Below are 20,561 nucleotides of genomic sequence, written 5' to 3'. Positions count from 1 at the left end.
ACAGCCTGCGGGTCAGGCTGTTATTTACTGTATAGGAATAAGGATTGGTGATGAAATGAAGACTTATGTCAGAGGGTATATTAGCTCAGAAAAAAATGCGAAAAAACTAAAGAAAGATATGCGAATGCGATTTCTGTTCATGCTGGCTGCACTTTTATCTTCCAGTGCGATTGCGATAATTATCATATTTATCAGCTTGAAGGGAATTTCTCCATTCATGCCTGATTATCAGTATGGACAAGTAAATTTCTTAGATTTTCTATTTGGAACTTTATGGAGAAAAGATCAGGGCGTATATGGAGTTGGATTTATCATCATCAATACTCTTGTTTCCTCTTTTGGAGCATTGTTGATTTCTTTTCCATTATCCGTATTAAGTGCGTTGTTTATTGTAAAGATTGCGCCTAAAAAAGTATCTGCAGTCATGACAACAGTAGTCGAACTTTTAGCATCTATTCCATCTGTTGTTTATGGGGTATTTGCTTCTGGTACCATTACTGTATTGGTTAGTAAATTAGCTGCCAGCTTTGGTTATGTTACCGCTGGTGGAAGTTCCTTACTAGCAGTAATTTTATTACTTGCTATTATGATTTATCCAACAATTACTTCTTTAAGTATTACAGCAATTCGATCTGTTGATCCAGATATTGAGCTTGGAAGCCTGGCACTAGGTGCTACAAAAACACAAACAAACTTTAAAGTTGTGCTGGCAAGTGCAAAATCAGGAATTTTTGCAGGGGCAATCTTAGGTATTGGTCGTGCCTTTGGTGAAGCAACTGCCGTTGCGATGGTAGCTGGAAATAAAATGTTTGGACCAACGGTAAATCTATTTGATACTACACGTACCTTAACTACAACGATGTTATCCGGTTTAAAAGAAACATCCGGTTTAGATTATGATATTCGATTCTCTGCAGGTCTTGTGCTGATGGCAGTCATCCTGCTTTCTAATCTGTTGTTGAATCTTGTGAAAAAGAAAGTAGGGAATGTGAAATGATAGCAGCATCTGAAACAATGAAAAAGAAACGTAAAATAAAAGATAGTGTTTTAAATATCATAACCTATCTTTCCAGTGCACTAAGTGTTTTCGTACTTTTGGCAATCTTTGTATTTATCTTTTCCAAAGGTTCTGGAACATTGGGGTTAAAAATGCTGACGGGAAATTACTGGTCCAGCAATTATATGTTAAGTGTAGAAGAAGCGTATAATAAACCTGGTAATTTTGAGCGTCCATCAGATTTAGATGAAAATGTTTTCTTCAGCAGCAAATGGGGAATTGGTTTTGTAGATGCAAAAGATACAAATAAAGATGATATCATACTTGTAGAATACATCGATAAAAACTCTCCTTTTTTGAAAATGATCGATGAAAGTGTAAAAACAAAAGATAAACGACAAGTGGAAGTAGGGTATCAGGTAGAAAATCTTCCATATACAGATGCGAATGGTGTTGGTGGCATTGGTGGTGCGATTATGAGCCAAAGTGCAAAAGATTTGGCAGATACCTTGGATACACAGGCAGTATCTATTGGAAAAGTCTATTTTAAAACACCAGGTGGAGGAGTTCGCGGTTCTATTATCACAACTTTGTATCTGATTGCTGTATCTTTATTGATTGCTCTTCCTTTAGGAATTGCAGCTGCGATTTATCTGCATGAATATGCAAAAGTGAATAAATTAACTTCCATTATTCGAAGTGGTATTGAAATGTTAACAGGAGTACCTAGTATTATCTTTGGTTTGATGGGGGTAACAGTTTTATTCCCAGTAACACAATTGTTTGGCGCAAAAACTACAAATGTTTTACTAGGTGGACTAACGATGGCAATCATTCTTCTTCCAACGATCATTCGCTCTACGGAAGAAGCACTTATTGTAGTTCCACAGTCTTTGCGTGATGCTTCTTTATCGGTAGGGGCAAACCAAAGTCAAACGATTTTTAAAGTTGTTCTTCCATGTGCAGTTCCTGGTATTTTAACTGGGGTATTGTTAAGTATTGGACGTGTGATTGGTGAAAGTGCGGCATTGATTTATACCATGGGAACTTATGTAAACGATGCACCTACTTTAACAACACAGGGGACATCTCTTGCAGTTCAGATTTATAACATTATGAGTAGTGAACAACCAAACTTTGAACTGGCATGTGCTATTTCAATTATTATTCTTGTATTCGTACTAATTTTAAATATTACAGTAAAATACTTAAGCAAACGTTTCAGTAAGGCATGGTATTAGGAGGAAAACAAATGGAAAACACGATCTTTCATGTAGATAATCTAAATTTATATTATGGAGAAAAACACGCACTTAAAAATGTAGCGCTGGATATTAAGAAAAACAAAGTTACTGCATTGATTGGACCTAGTGGATGCGGGAAATCAACCTTTCTTCGCTGTTTGAATCGTATGAACGATTTGATTGATGGATGTCGTATACAAGGTACGATTGAAATTGATGGAACGGATATTCACAGCGATAAATTAAATGTTGTAGATTTGCGTACACAGGTAGGTATGGTATTTCAGAAACCAAATCCATTTCCAATGTCAATTTATGATAACATTACCTATGGTCCTAAATGTCAGGGTATCAAAAATAAAAAAGTACTGGATGAAATCGTACAGCAGTCATTAGAAAAAGCAGCCTTATGGGAAGAAGTAAAAGATCGCTTACACGATAGTGCCTTTGGTTTATCAGGTGGACAGCAGCAGCGTTTATGTATCGCAAGAGCAATCGCCATGGAACCAGAAGTAATCTTAATGGATGAGCCTACAAGTGCATTAGACCCTATTGCGACTAGTAAAATAGAGGACTTGATTGAAGAATTAAAGAAAGATTATACGATTGTAATTGTAACGCACTCTATGCAGCAGGCATCTCGTGTCAGTGATGATACAGCTTTCTTCTTATTAGGGGAAGTCATTGAATTTAATAATACAAGTAAGATTTTCCAAAATCCTGAGGATAAACGTACAGAAGATTATATTACTGGTAGATTTGGATAGGAGGTAGAAATTATGGTAAAAATTGATAAAGAACTGGATACAATGGAAGCCAATGTCATGAAAATGGCAAGACAGGTAATTAGCATGCATGAAAAAGTAGTGGAAGTATTGGAAAATCCAGATCGTGAAATGGAACTTGAAATCATGCAGGCAGATGACATCATCAACCACATGGAAGAAGAAGTAAACGATCAGGCAGTACGCTCTTTGGCTCTTCTTTCTCCAGTCGCAAGCGATTTAAGAAAAGTTGTGGCAGATATTAAAATTGCATCTGAATTGGAACGTATTGGAGATTATGCGAAAAATGTAGCAAAATACTTATTGAAACAAGATGCGCAGTTCCCTCATGTCTTGGAATATGCACAGCAGATGGAAAAATATATGATCAATATGCTGCAGGAAACAATGAAAGCTTATGAAGAGCGTAATGTGGAAAGTGCATTTGAAATTGTAAAACGTGATCAGTATCTCAATCAGCTGGTAAAAGAAATACGAGCAAGATTAAAAGAAGAATCTGGAGAAAATTTGATTGAAGATGTATTTGTAGTAAGTGGTATGTTACGAAATATTGAAAGAGCAGGAGATCATATTAAAAATATCTGCGAACATATCATTTATATGATGAAGGGGCAGCATTACGACTTTGGTTAAATATATGTAAATATTTCCTGGGGAATAATTGTATAAAAATAAATTAGAAACATTGAAATAAGGGGAAAATAGAGACAGCACATCAGGGATATTTAGACCATTATCTGATGTGTTGTTTTCTATATTTATTTGTTTATTGTTGTATATTATAAAAGTGGAAAAACAATAAAAATAAGAGTTTGAGGAGATTGGATATGAAAAAAATATTTGTTGTTATATGTGCTTTAAGTCTTATGCTTAGCGCAGGCTGTACAAAACAGCAAAATTCTTCTATGAGCATACAGCCTTCAAAATTATCGCAAGAAGAAACTGATATTAAAAACTTGCTTGATCCTGAAAATCAGCAGCAGATTTTTGATTATAACGTTGATGAGCAAGTAAAAAGTGTTGCTTTGCGTGTTTACTGTTTAAAAGATGGAAAATGGGAAATGGAAAGAGAAGGTGCAGTAGCAATGAATGATTCAAAAGGACGTTTTGTTGTGGGATTTGACAAAATGTATAAAGGGGCAAATATCGTTTTTAAAAGTGAACATCTAAAAAATTCTAGTGTTTTAGAAGCATCAGCAGACGATACATCCTTTGATGATTTGGGAACTACAACAAACAAAATAAGTGGAGAGACAAACATAGAATATGAAAAAGATATTCCACTTGCCATTCAGTATTTTTCTTCAAAACCAAACATAGAAGCATATGGGGTAGAAGATTTTTCACATCCTGAAAAATATGATGCTGGACATGAAGCAGTTTATGCAGTTACCATCTGTTTTAGTAAAAAAGAGCTGTCTTCAAACTAATTTGATTGTATAGATTTAATATATATTAAAATATTAAAAAACTAAGGAAGTTTTTCTGTAAATATGGTATTGTTTAAACGTATATATAAGAGGAGAGTCGTGATGGAAAAAAAAGAACAGTTTAAGGAGTTTATTTATATTACGTTTGCAATGCTTTTTATTTCTGCATCTGTATATTTCTTCTTAGTTCCAAGTGGAATTGTAGTGGGAAGTATTTCAGGATTAGCAATGGTTTTATCGCAGCTGTTAAGTATGCCAATGTCTCTTATTACTTTAATCTTAAATGCAGTGCTGCTGGTGGTAGGATTTTTGCTTATTGGAAAAGAATTTGGCGCAAAAACAGTTTATACTTCTTTTCTTCTTCCGATATTTTTGTGGATGTTTGAAAAAATGTTTCCTTTTGAGGGTTCTATAACAGGAAATGCTGTTTTTGATTTAGCAGCTTATATTTTAATGATTGCGTTAGGTCAGGCAATGCTTTTTAGAGTCAATGCGTCTTCTGGAGGTTTGGATATTGTCGCAAAAGTAATTAGTAAATATACGCATATGGAAATTGGGAAAGCAGTTACATTAGCTGGTATGGTAACGGCATTCACTTCGATATTTGTGTATGATGTAGGTACATTGGTCGTTAGTATTTTAGGTACATATGCGAATGGACAGGCAATTGATTATTTTATTGATGGATTTAATAAAAAGAAAAAAATCTGTATTTTATCAAACGACTATGAAGTTATTAAAGAACATATATTAAATCATATGAAAAGAGGAGTTACTCTTTACAAAGCACAAGGTGGTTATGAAAAAACAGAACGCACAGAGCTTGTGACAATCATGACGGTAAATGAGTATCGGCAGTTATTGAATTATTTACAGACAGCGAATATTGAAGCTTTTGTAACTGTTTCTACAATTAATGAAGTAATAGGTACATGGAATATAAAACGAAAAGAAAGTAGATAGATGCATAGTATTTATGGCTTTGTAAAATTACGTGTGGTAAAACTAACAAAGGACAATAAAATAACTTGTGGGCATCAGTACCCCAAAGATGTTTATTGAAAACAAGATGTAAAGGATGAGAGAGCTGATCAGCTCTCTCGTTTTTAATATCAGAATGGAAGAATATTTTTGTTTTTTTCTTTTTCCAAAAGAAGTTTCAATCGTAGATTTTCTACTTCCAGCTCCAGCATCATAAGGCGCTGCTTTTTAATGTAAAGTTCTCTTTTGAGCCATCTTTCTTTACGTTGGTAATAAATTTTATTGTTCATTTTCATTTTCTCCTTCCTTAGGGTATAAGTGATAAGTGGTATCTTTATTCAGTACATAAAGCACTCTGTTTCGGAATCGTTTCCAATTGGTATATCCATTGGAATTGTGCTTGATACATTTGATCGTCCTGTTTCTGTTTTCTATGATCCCGCTGTTTATCTTTCTTCCATGTTCATTCGTGACGATAAAAGAATTTATTATTTCAGTCTTCCATCTGGTCATCGTATTCGCAAAGGATGATATTTCAGGTACTTTACAATCCCTGAAAGCACTGATCAGTTCATTGATATCTTTTCTTGCATTATCAAGATCACTGTTCTTATAGAAATATATCATCCTGTCTTTCAGATTCATGGCTTCTTCAAGTTCAGGGTTATACAAACACATATAATGCAGGATATCGTTATAGTTATAGTATCCCTGAAGTACTTTATTATATTTCTTTTCTCTATTTGGATCTGTATATGCAGGATCGTTTGTGAAGAGAAGCCAGTTGAATTTTTTATAAAGGTAATACTGTTTACGCATTCTTTCAGCTTTTTCTATCGAAGCTGCATCTGCATTTTTCAGATCCATGAGCTTATAGTTCTTTAACTGATTCATCGTACGCAGACGCACCTTGTCTACTCTTCTGTTCAGTTCCTGGATGAGATGGAATTTATCCGCAGCTATGGCGGCATTGGGGAACATCATCTTTGCGACGATCCTGTAGGTTTCCCATAAATCAATAGATACGGCCTTTACAGCACATCTTTCTTCTCGGGGAATGAAAGAAAAGTAATTGATGAGTTCGGACTTTTTCCTGCCTGGAAGAAGATCGATGACATTTTGGGAGTTGAAATCCAGAAGGACACATACATAGGAACTGTTTTCAGATTTGAAACTGTAGACTTCGTCGATATTCAGATATTCAGGAAGTTTTCTTCTGGATATCTGGACATGCCTGTCAAAGATGGACATGGCAGAAGTAGAGGATATATGATTTCTCTGTGCAACGCTTTTAAATGTATCGGCAGGGTTTTTCAGATCTCGAAGGACATTATATACGGTCAATAAAGAGATCTTCATTCCCTTGAAAGTAAAAGGATTGTCCTCATAGAAAGTCTTATTACATGCAGGGCAGATATAGCGTCTGGCCTGGTAATCGATATAGCAGGCTTCCGTATTCAGCATGGAATGTGTTATGCGTTTATGTACATAGCTTTTTACCTTGGAAGTGGGAAAGCCGCAGACAGGACATGAAGTAGTCTTTGGGGTAAGCTTGATCCTTACATGAACACCATCATCCTGATGATTTACCTGGAAAGAATCTATCTGTTCTTTCTGGAGATGAAAGAGATGAAGGATATAGTCGTCACTGATGGACGCAGAAGTAGTATCGTTTTTCATAAAAATCAAAAGAAAACATCAAGAACTGAAAATACAATGGATGTTTTCATCAACCTCCAGTCTATAATGATCATTACAGTGTCATTATGAAGGCAAAATGGAAGGCAGGAAAGGAATCCTATGTGGGAATGAAAAGAAAGCCGCGCAACTGAGCAAAATTTCTATGAAATCTATGAATATGAAAGACGAAAAAATCAGTAATTGAAGGGAAATAGGAAATATTCAGTAAAAAGGAATGATATCGATGAAAGATGGAGTAAAAGTAAACTGGATCAAGAAAAAGGTTAGAATGATCTTTATCAGTATCGTGATCGAGAATGATTTCTATTACATCAGAAGCCAGGAGTCTGGTGTAAGGAATTAAAGAAACAGGAAGGATGGCGTGAGTCTTGTGACAGTGAGGACAAATAATCCTGCATATCTTTAAGGTAATAATACCATTATGTGTAAGTAAAGATCTTTTATAATAAGCATGAAAATGAAATCCAAGATGAGAACAGCATGGACATGTGATGGAAGAAAGTTCGATCTTAGAAATATAGTCGTCATAAGATTTTTGAGATATGTACTTGAGAGAAAAGTTATTAAATGTTATCATAAAGATGCCTACTTTGGGTAAGTAAGAACCTAGGTCGCTAAACTTTGTGGTTCTTACTTTTTTTATATATTGATTTAAAGATATGATAACATAAATGATGATCGAAATAATGAGGAAATATCAGAAAAGGTACCCCAAAGATGATGAGAGCATGAAAAAAGCTGCAGTCACTAAGACCACAGCATAAAGTGTTGTCCTTTCAAACACCACGTAATTTTAGATTACCGTATTTATTAGCATCATCTTCTTTCTTTTTATATTTATAAATCATCTAATATTATGTTTTATTAAGTTGAGTAGAAATAGGAATATATTTTTTTGTAATATTCTTAAGCAATCGTTTTAAAAATAGAAGACAGGGAATACTACAAATACTTAGAGGATGTGTCATACACTATATGGAAATGGATGGTGAAATAATTGAAAGTTTCAATGGATCATAAAACAACGATGCTGCTAGAAAGAGCGCAACAAGAAGCAAAAGATATGGGAAATATGTATATTGGAAGTGAACATCTTTTGCTTGCTTTTGCATGGGATACACAAAATCCTTTATATGATAAATTAAGAAAAGAACATATTGATTATGAGAAGATTAAAAAGGATTTGCTTGTTTTATTTGGCTGTGGGAAATCAAAAGAAGGTGAAGTTTTATACTCGGATACAGTTATAGAAATACTGGAAAAGGGAAATCGAATGGCAATGGAGCGTGCAGAAGAGGAGATGGATATGGATTGTCTTTTATCTGCATTGCTAGGAACAAAGGAATGTGTAGCTTCTCAAATGCTTGATCGTTATGAGATTGACTGTCAAAAGCTTTTAACTGCTTTGCGACATAGCGGTTATTGCGAATTGGATGAATTTAAGGAATTGCGTCGTTTAGGAGTAGATGATAAAGGCAAACAAATAGCAGGAAGAGAAAAAGAACTGCAGCTTATGATATCCATATTGCTTCGTAAAGATAAAGGAAATCCTTTGCTGGTAGGAGATGCAGGTGTAGGAAAAAGTGCTTTGGTGGAACATTTCGCATGGCTTTTGGAACACCAAATGCTGCCAGAGTTATCCTCTTCTCGTGTATATGAACTGCATTTAAATACGTTGGTGGCAGGAACAAGGTATCGTGGAGATTTTGAAGAGAAACTTCAAAAAGTTTTAGATGCACTGATGAAATATCCAGATGTTATTTTATTTATTGATGAGATACATCAGATGATAGGTGCAGGAAAATCAGAAGGAAGTATTGATGTATCCAGTGTTTTAAAGCCATATCTGGCAAGAGGAAAATTTCGTTGTATTGGCGCAACAACAATGGATGAATATGAAACATATATGGAATGTGATCGAGCATTGGAAAGAAGATTTCAGCTTGTTTATATGAAAGAGCCAAGTGAATCGGAAACTTTAGAGATGTTGAAGAAAAAGAAAAAAGAGTATGAGGAATATCATGACGTAAACATTTCTGATGATATTTTGAAATATATGATAGAAAAAAGTGCAATGTATTTAAAAAATCGCAAGTTTCCGGACAAAGCGATTGATGTATTGGATTTATCTTGTGTAAAAGCTCGTTTCTTAAAAAAATCGGAAATAAGTGAAGATATGATTAACAAAGTGGTAGAAGAAGTTAGTGGAGTTTCCATATCTTTTAAAAATCGATTGCTGTCTTTACAAAATATACTGGATGAACGCTTTGTTGGACAGGATACAGTGAAGCAGCAGATTTTGAAACAAGCACGATCTTTATCTGTTTCTATGGAAAATCAGCCACTTGGGTTATGGGTGCTGGTGGGAGAAGATGGAACTGGAAAAGATATGCTGGCGACACTTTTTGCCCAGTCTTTTTTTCAGCAGCAAGATTATTTAAGTATCCAGGACGAACAAGATACACTTTCTGTAATAAAAAAACTTCGCAGAAATCCAAATCAGCTCTTATATTTTCCGCATATGGAACAAGCAAGTACTGCGAAGATTTCATTTTTGAGACAAATCATGGAAACGAACCAGTTACAGCAGGAAAAAGAATGTGCAGATTTAACACATTGTTTAATTGTATTAGAATGGAATACAGAAGAAAAACAAAACACTTTGGATTTTATGAAAGACAAGTGTATGGATAGGAATCTTTCACCAGAGGTTCTAGACTTATGTGATGAAGTCTTTTATTTTTCTGCATTATCGAAGGAAGATAAAGAAAAAATCGTAACGAAAGCTTTAGAAAAGAGAAATATGCAGGTAAATCAAAAAGATTTAGAAGTATTCTTAAATGAAAATCTAACTATAAAAGAAATTCAAAAAAAGATTAGAAATACATTTATAGAAGGATAAATAAGTATGCATAATATATCGATGATATTATATGTGTTAATGTAATATCATCGGTATTTTTGTACATATGTTTTTAAGAAGTAGATAAGTAAATCTTAAAATAGGAGTTTTTGATGTGTTTTCGTTATTGTATCCTCTATGTTAGAATATAATTATATTTTGATTTGAAGGGGGTGCTCAAATGAATTATGAATTAAGACATTTTGATACAATATTATTAAAATTTTCTTCTACAAATGACAGTAGTATCCCTGAAATACATCTTACATGGATAAATGATCATACGAGTATTTATTACCACTGGATTTAAAACTTACAGAAGATGGTCTTTTAAAATGGCTGAAAAAGAGAATAGTACCTAAAAATAGAGCATATGTGCATAGCTTTCTGAGTAAATGTTTTTTAAATCTAAATCGTCCCATGCGTATTATTGATGTATCAAAAGGATTGTCACTGAATGATTGTTACTGGGTTGTTGAAGATGGATTTCAGGGAACTTTTGATAAATATAATTTATACGATAATCGTTTCAGTAATATTCTTGCGTTAATTGCATTTACTGGTTATGGCAGCAGTGTCCGCACTTCTTTAGCTTCTAGTCCTGAATTTACCACAAACGGGATGCTACCTAAATGCTGGAGAAGGGTAAAAGGAAAAGTACAACTTTATAAAGGCGGTACTTTTGGTGCATCGAATACAGGAAATGAACCATACTCTGAATACTATGCTTATCAGATTGCGGAAATTCTTGGTATAGATGCAGTGAAATATGGTTTATCTATGTGGAAAAGTGAGTTATGTTCTACTTGTGAATTATTTACAAGTAAAGAGTATTCTTTTATACCTGTTGGGAAAATCATTACTACAGGTGGGATGAAGGCGGTAGAAGAATATTATCTGAAATTAGGAGATAAGTATATAGATGCATTGCATGATATGTTTGTACTAGATGCTCTTATTTGCAATACGGATCGCCATTTTGGTAATTTTGGCTTTCTTGTGGATAATGAAACGAATACGATTATAGCTCCTGCACCATTATTTGACCATGGAAACTCTTTGTTTAATTTTGCAGGGAAAGATGTTTTTGAATCAGAGGAAAACTTATCTGAATATGCGGATACCTTACTTCCATGTGTATACGATGACTTTATTGGCACTGCAAAAGATGTTCTTACACGAAAACATAGAGAAGGACTTCGTCGTTTATTGAATTTTAAATTTAAAAGACATGTTCGTTATAATCTATCTGATGAAAGATTGAAATTGATAGAGAAAGAAATTCATAAAAGAGCAGCATGTTTATTGAAGTAAGTGTGAATGTATTTATGATTTATAGATTTAGAATTCTTTATATATATACATCCTGTTTTTTTATATATTTTATGTACACTGGATGTATCAATCAAAAGGAGAGGATTCTTTATGAAAAATATGATAGGATTTTTTAAATACATTTTTACAGTGAAAAATATGATTGTTTTTGTTGTTTTGCTTTTAATAATGAATTTGTTTGATGGATTTTCTTTTTTTCTTTATGAAAAAGGTATTAAATTTCCATCACTTTCTGTTGATCCTATGTTAAGTTTTTTATTACTTGGGTTTTTAATAGGAATTAATACTTGTCGTATATATTATGATTATAAAAACAAACAAAAATAAAAAGAAAGATTGTGTAATCTTCCAAGTCTTAATGCTCCTTTATTTATGGCGGTAAATCATACTGTTGAGTTCTATATTGAGGCTATTATCTGTTTTTATAAGAGTGGAAAAACAAGTTCTCGGATAATTTTAAAACATCTATATGATAATTTTCTTATGCAAATAATAATTTTCATAAACTGTCCCAAGGATAGATTTATAGTAATCTAAAAGCTACAGTGATAAAATCAGACATGAAAAATGAGGTGATTTTATGATGAATCAATATGTTGAAGAAATATGGCTAGAAGGTAAAATTAACGAGAATTCCTATTTAAATGACATTCCTGTCGTGCAATATTTAAAAAACGGATGCAGGTTAAAGTTTAAAAATAATGTTACATTTTTTGTAGGAGAGAATGGTACAGGAAAATCTACTATACTAGAGGCAATTGCTGTTAGTTATGGTTTTAATGCAGAAGGTGGATCTAAAAATTTTCAATTTACAACAAGAGAAACGAAATATGAACTTGCTGAACATTTAAAAATAGCGAGAAAGGCATATGCGAAAGATGGTTATTTTCTTCGTTCGGAAAGTTTTTATAATGTTGCTTCTAATATTGAAACAATTGGTGTTAATGGATATGGTGAGCATTCATTGCATGAGCTGTCGCATGGAGAAAGCTTTCTTTCACTTTTTTTAAATAGATTTTGGGGGAAAGGACTGTATATTTTAGATGAGCCAGAAGCCGCATTATCCCCTATGCGACAGATGACTTTAATTTCTCGTATTCAAGAACTGGTTAATGATAATTCGCAATTTATTATCTCAACGCATTCCCCTATATTATTAGCTTATCCTGAGGCAACGATTTATGAGCTTTCTGATAAGGGTATGAAACAAGTAGAGTATAAAGATACAGAAATTTATCAAGTATATAGTGAGTTTTTAAAATGTCCAGAAAGAATGTTGAATTATTTATTAAAGTAGTTATATAGTATTTTTGAAAAATAATATATCAGATAGGAAAGAATGAAGTATAAAAGATTTGCATTATTTAATATATCATAGTATACTTCTACCAGTTATGCTCTGTTGAGGAGGATAGAAAATCAGACATAATAAGCGCCAGAACCGATGGGTTGACGAGGACAATAGTTATCGATATTTCGGCGGGTACTATTGCGGATATGTGAATCGTTAGAATATGAACAAAATCTTTTTATGAGTACAAAAACATATTCACCACATACAAAGTATGATGATTTTAATTTCTTTGATAGACCATCAGCTTTCATTGTTTAATAAAATAAAAAACATCCCTAATATATGAATCAAATGTATGTTTATATCCTAATGGATCTTTTGGTCTATTAAGTGAATTTATAATGGATAACTACATTTAAACATCCATTTTCTTATCATGCTTTATAAAAGATAATGGAGGAAATAAATATGTGTGGAATTATTGCTTATACTGGTAAAAGACAGGCTGTGGATATGTTGTTAGCGGGTCTGTTTCATCTTGAATATCGTGGATACGATTCTTCAGGCATTGCAGTATTAGGAAAGAATAAAATTGAATTAAGAAAGAAAAAAGGTAAAGTTGAAGAGTTGAAAAAAAGTATTCTCTGTCATCCTTTGCCTAAAAGTACAATTGGTATTGGACATACTCGATGGGCAACACATGGAGTACCAAATGAAATCAATTGTCATCCACATCAAATTGGTAATATCACTTTGGTACATAATGGTATTATTGAGAATTATAAGACATTGAAAAATTCACTTGAGAAACAGGGTTATGTGTTTGTATCTGATACAGATAGTGAAGTTGCTGCTGCATGTCTTGATGCATGTTATAAAGAGGAAAGACACGCATTGAAAGCTATGGCAAAAGCATATCAGTTGTTGGAGGGAAGTTTTGCATTTGCGATTTTATTTGAAGATCATAAAGAAGCGATTTATGCGATGAGAAAGCATTCCCCTTTGGTTATCGGACATGGAGAGGATGAAAATTTTGTCGCAAGTGATATTAGTGCTTTTTTACAATTCAGCAAAAAATTTATCACTTTACAGCATGAAGAACTTGCAGAAATAAAAAAAGACAATGTCCATGTTTATAATTTGGAATTAAAAGAAGTCTATAAAGAACCTGAGATAAGTCTTTTAGATGCAAACGGTGTCCAAAAGAATAATTATGATCATTTTATGTTGAAGGAAATTCATGAAGAACCACAGGTTGTAAAGGATACAATCCACTCTATCATGCCTAATGATGTTAGCGATTTATCAAATGCTTTTCCAAATCTAGAAAAATTCAACAATATACACATTGTTGGCTGTGGAAGTGCAATGTATGCTGGAATGGTTGCGAAATATATGATTGAACAATATGTACGCATTCGATGTGAATGTTATTGTGCAAGCGAATATCGATATCAAACCCCAATCTATGATGAAAATACATTAGCTGTTTTTATTAGTCAATCAGGAGAAACTGCAGATACTTTGGCTGCACTTCGCAAAGTAAAAGAATATGGTGTAAAAACATATGCAATTGTAAATGTGATTGGCTCAGCTTTATCGAAAGAAGCAGATCATGTAATCTATACGCAGGCAGGAAAAGAAGTCAGTGTAGCCACAACAAAAGCATATTGTTCACAGCTATGCATTCTTTCTCTTATGACAATACACTTAGCACTCTTGCATAATAAATTATCATCTGAAGATTTAAAAGAAATAAAAGAAGAACTTTCTCTTCTTCCAGATTATATCGAAAAGATGATTGACTATCCTTATTATGAGACATTAGCTCAACAGATTTCAACTCATGATAATGTATTCTTTATTGGAAGAGGAATCGATTATATATTATCTTTAGAAGGTAGTTTAAAATTAAAAGAAATATCGTATATTCATAGTGAGGCATATCCAGCAGGTGAATTAAAACACGGTACGATATCTTTAATTGAAGATAAAACACCTGTGATTGCTCTTGTTAATGAGGAAAGATTGTATGAGAAAACAATGAGTAATATAAAAGAGGTTAAAGCTCGCGGAGCGAACGTATTACTGTTTGTAAAAGACATGAGAAATATTTCCGAAGATGTATATGATGAATGTTTTCTTCTGCCATCACTATCTAAATTTTTGCAGGGAATCGTTAGTATTGTTCCTTTACAAATGCTGGCGTACACTTGTGCAAAGCAAAGAGGCTGTGAGATTGATCAGCCGCGCAATTTAGCAAAATCTGTTACGGTAGAATAACCCAGTAAATAAAAAAAATAAGAGACAATGACCTGATAAGGTATTTTGAATAAATATGTATCCTATTAGGTTAATGTCTCTTTTCTATGCTTATGAATTAAAAACTGTTGTATTTATACCAATATGTATATGGTAAGTTATGAAAAGTTAGCGTATTATGATTATGACAGATATTATCATTCTATTGTAAATAATCTTATCTTAAAAAATTAAGATTCTTGCATTATTTTTTGTATTTTTCCTTCTTTTTCTCGTATTAAGTTATGTAGAGAGTTTTAGGAGGTGAAATACGATGCAGATAGAAGCTGCAGCGGCTATTGATCAGCTGTCAAACAAAGAAATAAGCTATGATGAATACTGCAAGAAGGTTCTTATGAACAAATATGTACTTTCCCATATTTCAAGACATGTCATTACGGAGTTTAAAGGAATGAGCATAAAGGAAGTTTTGACCTGTCTTGAACCAGATACAAAGGAAGGTATCAAACAAAGCGAAAAGATTAACGGTATGAATACAGAGGATATAACAGGAAAGGGTGGACTTGTTCGCTATGATGTACTATGTGGTCTGGGCTTGCCAAATCATGAAGGAAAAGTAGATATGTTCATGAATATTGAAGCACAGGGAAAAGACAATATGGGATATCCATTATTGGAAAGAAGCATATATTATGGAAGTCGTTTGCTGGTAAGGCAGAAGAATACACCCAATGGATTTCAAAAGACAAACTATGAGGATCTAAAGAAAGTGTATTCCATCTGGATATGCATGAAACACAGTAAAAAGAAAAGCGGTGTAATGAATCGCTATTCCCTGCATGAAGAACATTTGGGAACAGCCTATGCATTTCCAAAGAAACATTATGATTTGATGAACATTGTCATGATCTATCCACCAAAAGAAGTAGAGGATATCTATGATGGAACGTTCATGACACTTTTGTACATACTGTTTACATCAGGGATGGATTCAACAAGGAAAAAGGAAATTCTTACAAAAAACTATGGAATACCAATGACAAAAGAACTTGGAAAGGAGCTGGAAGAAATGTGCAATTTAAGTCAGTATATCAAAGAAGAAGGTATCATGCAGGGACGTAAGGAAGGACGTAGAGAAGGGCGCATAGAAGGAATTGTAGAAGGAGTTGAAAAAGGGAAGGCTGATGAAAAAATGGATATCGCAAAGAAAATGAAGGAAAAAGGATATTCTACAAAAGAAATAGAAGAATTAACAGGAATCCTTCTACATTAGAATTACATACGAAAACCTCTTTGTATGCTTATGAAGAGGTTTCGTTTTTAGTGTGGTATAGAATAAGTAGAGTAATAACGAAAAATAAAGAAATACATAAATGTATGTAGTCGGAAACTTAGCAGGAGTCATAATGGAGAGTGAAGAAATCATCAAGTATGCAGAAGAGCTTTTGATTGCTTTTACCTCAATGAATTTGTATAGATGAAAAGTTGATGTGGTGTGAATATATGAATTTACTGGATAAAGAGAAAATGGAGGATAGTATGATGTGGATCAAAGAAAAAAGAACTGGGAAAGGAGCTGGAAGAAATGTGTAATTTAAGTCAGTATATCAAAGAAGAAGGAATCCTACAGGGACGTAAGGAAGGACGCAAACAAGGAATTGTGGTAGGAGTTAAAAAAGGGAGGTTGAAGAAAAAATGGATATAGCAAAGAAAATGAAACTGGAAGGTTTTAGTAAAGAAATGATCAAAAAACTTACTGGGGTTGTTTTGGACTAGTATTTTTTTCAATAGGGGGTTTTTTAACACAGCAGGAAAAATAGTAGGCGATTGAACAAAAGTTAATAAAGAGCTACAACATTTGAGTTTTTTCACTCAAAAAGTTACAGCTCTTTTTGCAGTTAGTTATTATTTATATTGGAATTGGGACATAAAGGCTTCGATTTCATCAGGTTCTTTGATGATGTCTTTACTTAGGTTAATACAGCCATCTTCTGTAACAAGTACATTATCTTCAATACGAATACCGATATTTTCGTCTTCTAAGTAGAGTCCAGGTTCTATTGTGAAAACATTTCCAGGTTTTAGTTTATAACCAGCTATGGAAACATCATGTGTTTCTAAACCTAACATGTGTGAAACGCCATGCCAGTAATAATCAGATATCTGTTTTCCATGTTTTAATAATCCAATTGCACTTAATTCTTTTTGATAAAAAGTAAGCAGTGCATTGTTTAAATCTTTTAAAGTTAGTCCTGGTTTTACCATTTCTATGATTTTCTTATTTCCTTTTAAGACGATTTCATAGATTTGACGCTGGCGTTTTGTGAATTTTCCATTGACTGGGAAGGTTCTTGTGATATCTGCATTCAAGTATTGATAGCTGGCGCCTAAATCACATAGCACCAAAGAGCGATCTTTTACTTTCTGGTTGTTGTCGTCGTAATGCAGAATGGTCGCATTTTTTCCACCAGCAATAATAGAAGAGAAAGAGTGTTCACACTGGTTCATCTTTAAAACAAAATCAAAGTAAGCTTCCAGTTCGTTTTCATAAATGCCGCCATGAGCATGTTTCATCATATTTTCAATCGCTTCTTTAGTGATTGAAATTGCTTTAGTTAGTTTCTTGATTTCGTCTTCATCTTTTATCATACGAAGTTCTGCCATTATTGGCGCAACATTTAACAAATTGATATGTGGATAACGTTGTAAAAGTTCTTTTGAAAAACGAATGGCTTCACTGTCCTCTTGAAAAGCTTCCTGTTTTGTGAAGTCTGCATATACATCGATTTTTTCCATATTGTTAAACATACGTGAAAAGATGGAAGAAAGTGTATCCCACAAATCTCCTACTTCGTATATTTCTTCGATTTCAGAAATATACGATGCATCTTCTGGCAGTATTCTTCCTCCGACCCATTTTGCAAGTTCTTCATCATAAGGTTCTATAAACAAATATTCATAAGTCATTCCCTGTATATTTCCTACAAGTAATATCATATTTTCTTTATCTAAACCTGTCATCCAGTAATAACTTCGATCAACAGAAAAAGGATATTTTTCATCACCTACTTTATAGGGTGCTTTTCCACTGAAAAATAAAGCAATACTGTTGTCTGGAAGTTTTTCCATAAAGCGCTGTCTTCTTTTTTGATACATATAAATACCTCCATTTACTACTTCCTATTATAGCAATACCCTCTTACTTTGCATAGACGATACGATAATTTACTGGTATAATGCAAGTAGTGTTAGGGGTGAATATATGGAGTATACAGCATTAGTTGTAGCGGCAGGAAGTGGAAGTCGTGTTGGATTAGGTTATAATAAAATGTTATATAAACTGCAGAATGGAAATACCATTTTAGAGGAAACGTTACAGGTGTTTCAACAGGATGCAAGGTGTCATCAAATTGTGGTAGTCGCAAGTGCACAGGATATGGAAACATTTCATGAAGTGTGTGATGAAAAAAATATATGTATAGTAGAAGGTGGAACAACTCGTCAGGAATCCGTATGGAATGGGCTGCAGAAAGTAAACTGCTCACATGTCTTGATTCATGATGGGGCAAGACCATGGCTTAGCATCGATTGTATTGATCGAATTGTGGAAAAATTAGAGACGTGCAATGCGTGTTTGTTGATGGTACCGGTAAAGGATACAATCAAGGTTGTGGAAAATGGAATTGTGAAACATACCCCACAAAGAAGTACACTTTGGCAGGCACAGACTCCACAGGCTTTTCGAACAGAATGTATAAAAGAAGCGTTTGAGGTTGCATTTGAAAAAGGGATTGAGGCAACAGATGATGCCCAAATCATGGAGTTATGTGGAAAAGAAAAAGTAGAAGTTGTAGAAGGAAGTTATGAAAATCAGAAAGTAACGACCATAGAGGATTTACAAGGAAAGTAAACAAAGAAGCGTAAGATTTACAACAGCCACTCTGTAAAATCTTACGTTTTTACACTCAAAAATATAGAATATTAGGTGTAAGAGAATACTGCTAGTGTATTTGATTACAGTTAAAATAAAGAGGCTATAACTCCAATAGATAGATCTGTTTAATTAAGATCTTCTATTAATTTATAGCCTTTTTAATTTTTATAAACTATGAGCATAATTCTATTTAATTTTGTTTCATCCAGTTACCTTTTTTATAATATAAGAATAACCATAAGGCACTGGCAAACCATGTAATTGGCCAGCCCATGAAGACAACTCCAATATCATGAAAGATAGGTACACTTGTTAGAATCCATGCCATTCTAAGAACACACCAGCAGCTAATCATAACAATCATAGGAATGGTAGTAATACCAGCCCCTCGAATAATACCGCTAAATGCATGGGATATCGCAAGGAAAATATAACAAGGAGCAAGTATATGAAGCATATACAAACCATAATGAATAACCTGCTGGTTATCTGTAAAGATAGAAAGAACTTGAGGGCCAAACAATTCCAATAGAATAGATATAACTACGGTTGTAGCTACACTCATGAAAATACCCGTTTTCGCACCTTGATGAACACGTTCTAGTTTGTTAGCTCCCATATTTTGTCCTGTAAATGTAGTAAGTGCCATGGAGAAGCTCATGACAGGCAGAATCGCAAAACCATCAATTTTTGTATATGCTCCACATCCTGCCATTGCAACAGAACCAAAAGCATTAATATTGCTTTGTACAATGACATTTGAAAAAGAAACAACACCATTTTGAATACCGCTAGGTAAACCTAAACGAATAATTTCTATTAAGCGTTCTTTATGGAAACGTATCTTTTTAAGTGTTACTTTATATTCCTGCTTTGTTTTTATTAATAAGATAAGAGTTAAAATAGCACTGATGGTTTGTGATATCAGGGTTGCCCACCCAACTCCGGCAATCCCCATTTTTAATACGACAACAAACAATAAATCTAGAATAATATTTGTTATACTAGATACAATTAAAAAATATAAAGGGTTTTTGGAATCTCCTACAGCACGTAAAATTCCACTTCCCATATTATAGACAAGAACAGATAAGATTCCACAAAAATAAATACGAAGATATAATACAGAATTTCCCATAACATCTTGTGGCGTTCCAATCCATTGAAGGATCAAAGGAGAAAGAAGAACGCCTACTATAGTCATAATGATCCCTGCAGCAATACTGAAAGCTAAAGATGTGTGAATGCTGTCTTGTAAATTTTCTATGTTTCTTGCGCCAAAATATCGTGAAATAATAACACCGGCCCCAACCGATATTCCCATAAAAATACTGACAAGCAAATTGATGACTGGGGCACTGGAACCTACAGCTGCCAAAGCTTGCGGCCCTATATAATTACCTACAACGATAGAATCGACAGCATTATACATTTGCTGGAAAAGATTTCCTAACAATAAAGGTACAGAAAATAGAAGAAGTTGTTTCCAAATGGTACCTTCTGTCATTAAACCGCTTTTTCCTCTTTGTTCCATCAAATCATCCCCTTATATAATGTATATTATGACATTATTTTAACATGAAATTTTCTTTATTTTCCAATTCTCTTTCATATTCTTACTTTTTTATAAAGTTACTTTCATATAAAAATAGAAACGATAAAAAACAATAAATATCAATAAAAAATAATAAAATAC

The 20,561-nt window shown here is 33.5% G+C and carries 18 protein-coding genes; 13 read left to right on the top strand and 5 right to left on the bottom strand.

Annotated elements, in window-relative coordinates; all coding sequences use genetic code 11:
* Positions 1 to 55: 55 nt before the first annotated feature.
* From pstC to A9CBEGH2_RS08595, 6 genes are all read left to right on the top strand, one after another.
* On the top strand, positions 56 to 997 hold the full coding sequence (gene pstC, locus A9CBEGH2_RS08620) for a phosphate ABC transporter permease subunit PstC (protein ID WP_118277856.1): 942 nt from the start codon (positions 56 to 58) through the stop codon (positions 995 to 997).
* Positions 994 to 2,238, top strand: coding sequence for a phosphate ABC transporter permease PstA (pstA, locus tag A9CBEGH2_RS08615; RefSeq protein ID WP_199594555.1), 1,245 nt, complete (start codon positions 994 to 996; stop codon positions 2,236 to 2,238). Before pstC ends, pstA begins: the two co-directional genes overlap by 4 nt.
* An 11-nt stretch (positions 2,239 to 2,249) precedes the next feature.
* A complete protein-coding gene (gene pstB / locus A9CBEGH2_RS08610; RefSeq protein ID WP_118277857.1) occupies positions 2,250 to 3,008 on the top strand; it encodes a phosphate ABC transporter ATP-binding protein PstB in 759 nt (252 codons plus the stop codon).
* A gap of 12 nt (positions 3,009 to 3,020) precedes the next feature.
* Entirely contained in the window at positions 3,021 to 3,659 is a 639-nt protein-coding gene (gene phoU, locus A9CBEGH2_RS08605; protein WP_118277858.1) for a phosphate signaling complex protein PhoU, read from the top strand.
* A gap of 194 nt (positions 3,660 to 3,853) precedes the next feature.
* On the top strand, positions 3,854 to 4,456 hold the full coding sequence (locus tag A9CBEGH2_RS08600; RefSeq protein ID WP_118277859.1) for a hypothetical protein: 603 nt from the start codon (positions 3,854 to 3,856) through the stop codon (positions 4,454 to 4,456).
* 102 nt (positions 4,457 to 4,558) lie between these two features.
* Entirely contained in the window at positions 4,559 to 5,419 is an 861-nt protein-coding gene (locus tag A9CBEGH2_RS08595; protein WP_118277860.1) for a YitT family protein, read from the top strand.
* Between the two features lie 149 nt (positions 5,420 to 5,568).
* Here the strand turns inward: A9CBEGH2_RS08595 and A9CBEGH2_RS08590 are convergent, their stop codons facing one another.
* The 3 genes from A9CBEGH2_RS08590 to A9CBEGH2_RS12715 all read right to left on the bottom strand — a co-directional run bounded on the left by A9CBEGH2_RS08590 (position 5,569) and on the right by A9CBEGH2_RS12715 (position 7,715).
* Complete coding sequence (locus A9CBEGH2_RS08590; RefSeq protein WP_157964912.1) at positions 5,569 to 5,727, bottom strand: hypothetical protein; 159 nt, start codon at positions 5,725 to 5,727, stop codon at positions 5,569 to 5,571.
* Entirely contained in the window at positions 5,717 to 7,117 is a 1,401-nt protein-coding gene (locus tag A9CBEGH2_RS08585) for an ISL3 family transposase (RefSeq protein ID WP_174766936.1), read from the bottom strand. The genes A9CBEGH2_RS08590 and A9CBEGH2_RS08585 overlap by 11 nt, the downstream gene beginning before the upstream one ends.
* 118 nt (positions 7,118 to 7,235) lie before the next feature.
* Positions 7,236 to 7,715 carry a DUF6431 domain-containing protein gene (locus A9CBEGH2_RS12715; RefSeq protein WP_353511641.1) on the bottom strand — a complete coding sequence of 160 codons (480 nt, stop codon included), beginning with the start codon at positions 7,713 to 7,715 and terminating at the stop codon, positions 7,236 to 7,238.
* A 420-nt stretch (positions 7,716 to 8,135) separates the two neighbouring features.
* On the opposite strand from A9CBEGH2_RS12715, the gene A9CBEGH2_RS08580 reads away from it, so the two are divergent.
* The 6 genes from A9CBEGH2_RS08580 (at position 8,136) to A9CBEGH2_RS08555 (ending at position 16,204) form a co-directional block, all read left to right on the top strand.
* Positions 8,136 to 10,040, top strand: a complete 1,905-nt coding sequence (locus A9CBEGH2_RS08580) for an AAA family ATPase (RefSeq protein WP_118277995.1) — start codon at positions 8,136 to 8,138, stop codon at positions 10,038 to 10,040.
* 375 nt (positions 10,041 to 10,415) lie between these two features.
* Positions 10,416 to 11,354 carry a HipA domain-containing protein gene (locus A9CBEGH2_RS08575; protein WP_197739426.1) on the top strand — a complete coding sequence of 313 codons (939 nt, stop codon included), beginning with the start codon at positions 10,416 to 10,418 and terminating at the stop codon, positions 11,352 to 11,354.
* Positions 11,355 to 11,465: 111 nt separating this feature from the next.
* Positions 11,466 to 11,702, top strand: a complete 237-nt coding sequence (locus A9CBEGH2_RS08570; protein WP_118277994.1) for a hypothetical protein — start codon at positions 11,466 to 11,468, stop codon at positions 11,700 to 11,702.
* Between the two features lie 253 nt (positions 11,703 to 11,955).
* Complete coding sequence (locus tag A9CBEGH2_RS08565; RefSeq protein ID WP_163104593.1) at positions 11,956 to 12,672, top strand: AAA family ATPase; 717 nt, start codon at positions 11,956 to 11,958, stop codon at positions 12,670 to 12,672.
* 465 nt (positions 12,673 to 13,137) lie between these two features.
* Complete coding sequence (glmS, locus tag A9CBEGH2_RS08560) at positions 13,138 to 14,952, top strand: glutamine--fructose-6-phosphate transaminase (isomerizing) (protein ID WP_163104591.1); 1,815 nt, start codon at positions 13,138 to 13,140, stop codon at positions 14,950 to 14,952.
* Between the two features lie 292 nt (positions 14,953 to 15,244).
* Positions 15,245 to 16,204: a hypothetical protein gene (locus A9CBEGH2_RS08555; protein WP_163104589.1), complete on the top strand. Its 960-nt coding sequence runs from the start codon at positions 15,245 to 15,247 to the stop codon at positions 16,202 to 16,204.
* Between the two features lie 632 nt (positions 16,205 to 16,836).
* On the opposite strand, the gene A9CBEGH2_RS08550 is transcribed toward A9CBEGH2_RS08555, so the two are convergent.
* Positions 16,837 to 18,087, bottom strand: a complete 1,251-nt coding sequence (locus tag A9CBEGH2_RS08550; protein ID WP_163104587.1) for an aminopeptidase P family protein — start codon at positions 18,085 to 18,087, stop codon at positions 16,837 to 16,839.
* Between the two features lie 106 nt (positions 18,088 to 18,193).
* Between A9CBEGH2_RS08550 and ispD the strand changes: the two genes are divergently transcribed.
* A complete protein-coding gene (gene ispD, locus A9CBEGH2_RS08545) occupies positions 18,194 to 18,841 on the top strand; it encodes a 2-C-methyl-D-erythritol 4-phosphate cytidylyltransferase (RefSeq protein WP_118277965.1) in 648 nt (215 codons plus the stop codon).
* Between the two features lie 214 nt (positions 18,842 to 19,055).
* On the opposite strand, the gene A9CBEGH2_RS08540 is transcribed toward ispD, so the two are convergent.
* The gene (locus A9CBEGH2_RS08540) at positions 19,056 to 20,399 is read right to left on the bottom strand and encodes an MATE family efflux transporter (protein ID WP_321191735.1); all 1,344 of its coding nucleotides are present in this window, start codon (positions 20,397 to 20,399) and stop codon (positions 19,056 to 19,058) included.
* Positions 20,400 to 20,561: the final 162 nt, after the last annotated feature.

Source organism: Amedibacterium intestinale (genome assembly GCF_010537335.1).
GTDB classification, from domain to species: Bacteria; Bacillota_I; Bacilli_A; order Erysipelotrichales; family Erysipelotrichaceae; genus Amedibacterium; species Amedibacterium intestinale.
Note: the sequence above shows the minus strand (reverse complement) of the source record. Positions and strands in the feature narration are given on the sequence as shown.

Bases quoted from the DNA above. Each gene is read 5' to 3' on its own strand.
- A9CBEGH2_RS08600 (WP_118277859.1), top strand. From the start codon at position 3,854: ATGAAAAAAATATTTGTTGTTATATGTGCTTTAAGTCTTATGCTTAGC.
- A9CBEGH2_RS08565 (WP_163104593.1), top strand. From the start codon at position 11,956: ATGATGAATCAATATGTTGAAGAAATATGGCTAGAAGGTAAAATTAAC.
- A9CBEGH2_RS12715 (WP_353511641.1), bottom strand. From the start codon at position 7,715: ATGATAACATTTAATAACTTTTCTCTCAAGTACATATCTCAAAAATCT.
- pstC (WP_118277856.1), top strand. From the start codon at position 56: ATGAAGACTTATGTCAGAGGGTATATTAGCTCAGAAAAAAATGCGAAA.
- A9CBEGH2_RS08585 (WP_174766936.1), bottom strand. From the start codon at position 7,117: ATGAAAAACGATACTACTTCTGCGTCCATCAGTGACGACTATATCCTT.
- A9CBEGH2_RS08550 (WP_163104587.1), bottom strand. From the start codon at position 18,087: ATGTATCAAAAAAGAAGACAGCGCTTTATGGAAAAACTTCCAGACAAC.
- A9CBEGH2_RS08595 (WP_118277860.1), top strand. From the start codon at position 4,559: ATGGAAAAAAAAGAACAGTTTAAGGAGTTTATTTATATTACGTTTGCA.
- A9CBEGH2_RS08540 (WP_321191735.1), bottom strand. From the start codon at position 20,399: ATGGAACAAAGAGGAAAAAGCGGTTTAATGACAGAAGGTACCATTTGG.
- A9CBEGH2_RS08570 (WP_118277994.1), top strand. From the start codon at position 11,466: ATGAAAAATATGATAGGATTTTTTAAATACATTTTTACAGTGAAAAAT.
- A9CBEGH2_RS08555 (WP_163104589.1), top strand. From the start codon at position 15,245: ATGCAGATAGAAGCTGCAGCGGCTATTGATCAGCTGTCAAACAAAGAA.
- A9CBEGH2_RS08590 (WP_157964912.1), bottom strand. From the start codon at position 5,727: ATGAACAATAAAATTTATTACCAACGTAAAGAAAGATGGCTCAAAAGA.
- pstB (WP_118277857.1), top strand. From the start codon at position 2,250: ATGGAAAACACGATCTTTCATGTAGATAATCTAAATTTATATTATGGA.
- glmS (WP_163104591.1), top strand. From the start codon at position 13,138: ATGTGTGGAATTATTGCTTATACTGGTAAAAGACAGGCTGTGGATATG.
- ispD (WP_118277965.1), top strand. From the start codon at position 18,194: ATGGAGTATACAGCATTAGTTGTAGCGGCAGGAAGTGGAAGTCGTGTT.
- phoU (WP_118277858.1), top strand. From the start codon at position 3,021: ATGGTAAAAATTGATAAAGAACTGGATACAATGGAAGCCAATGTCATG.
- pstA (WP_199594555.1), top strand. From the start codon at position 994: ATGATAGCAGCATCTGAAACAATGAAAAAGAAACGTAAAATAAAAGAT.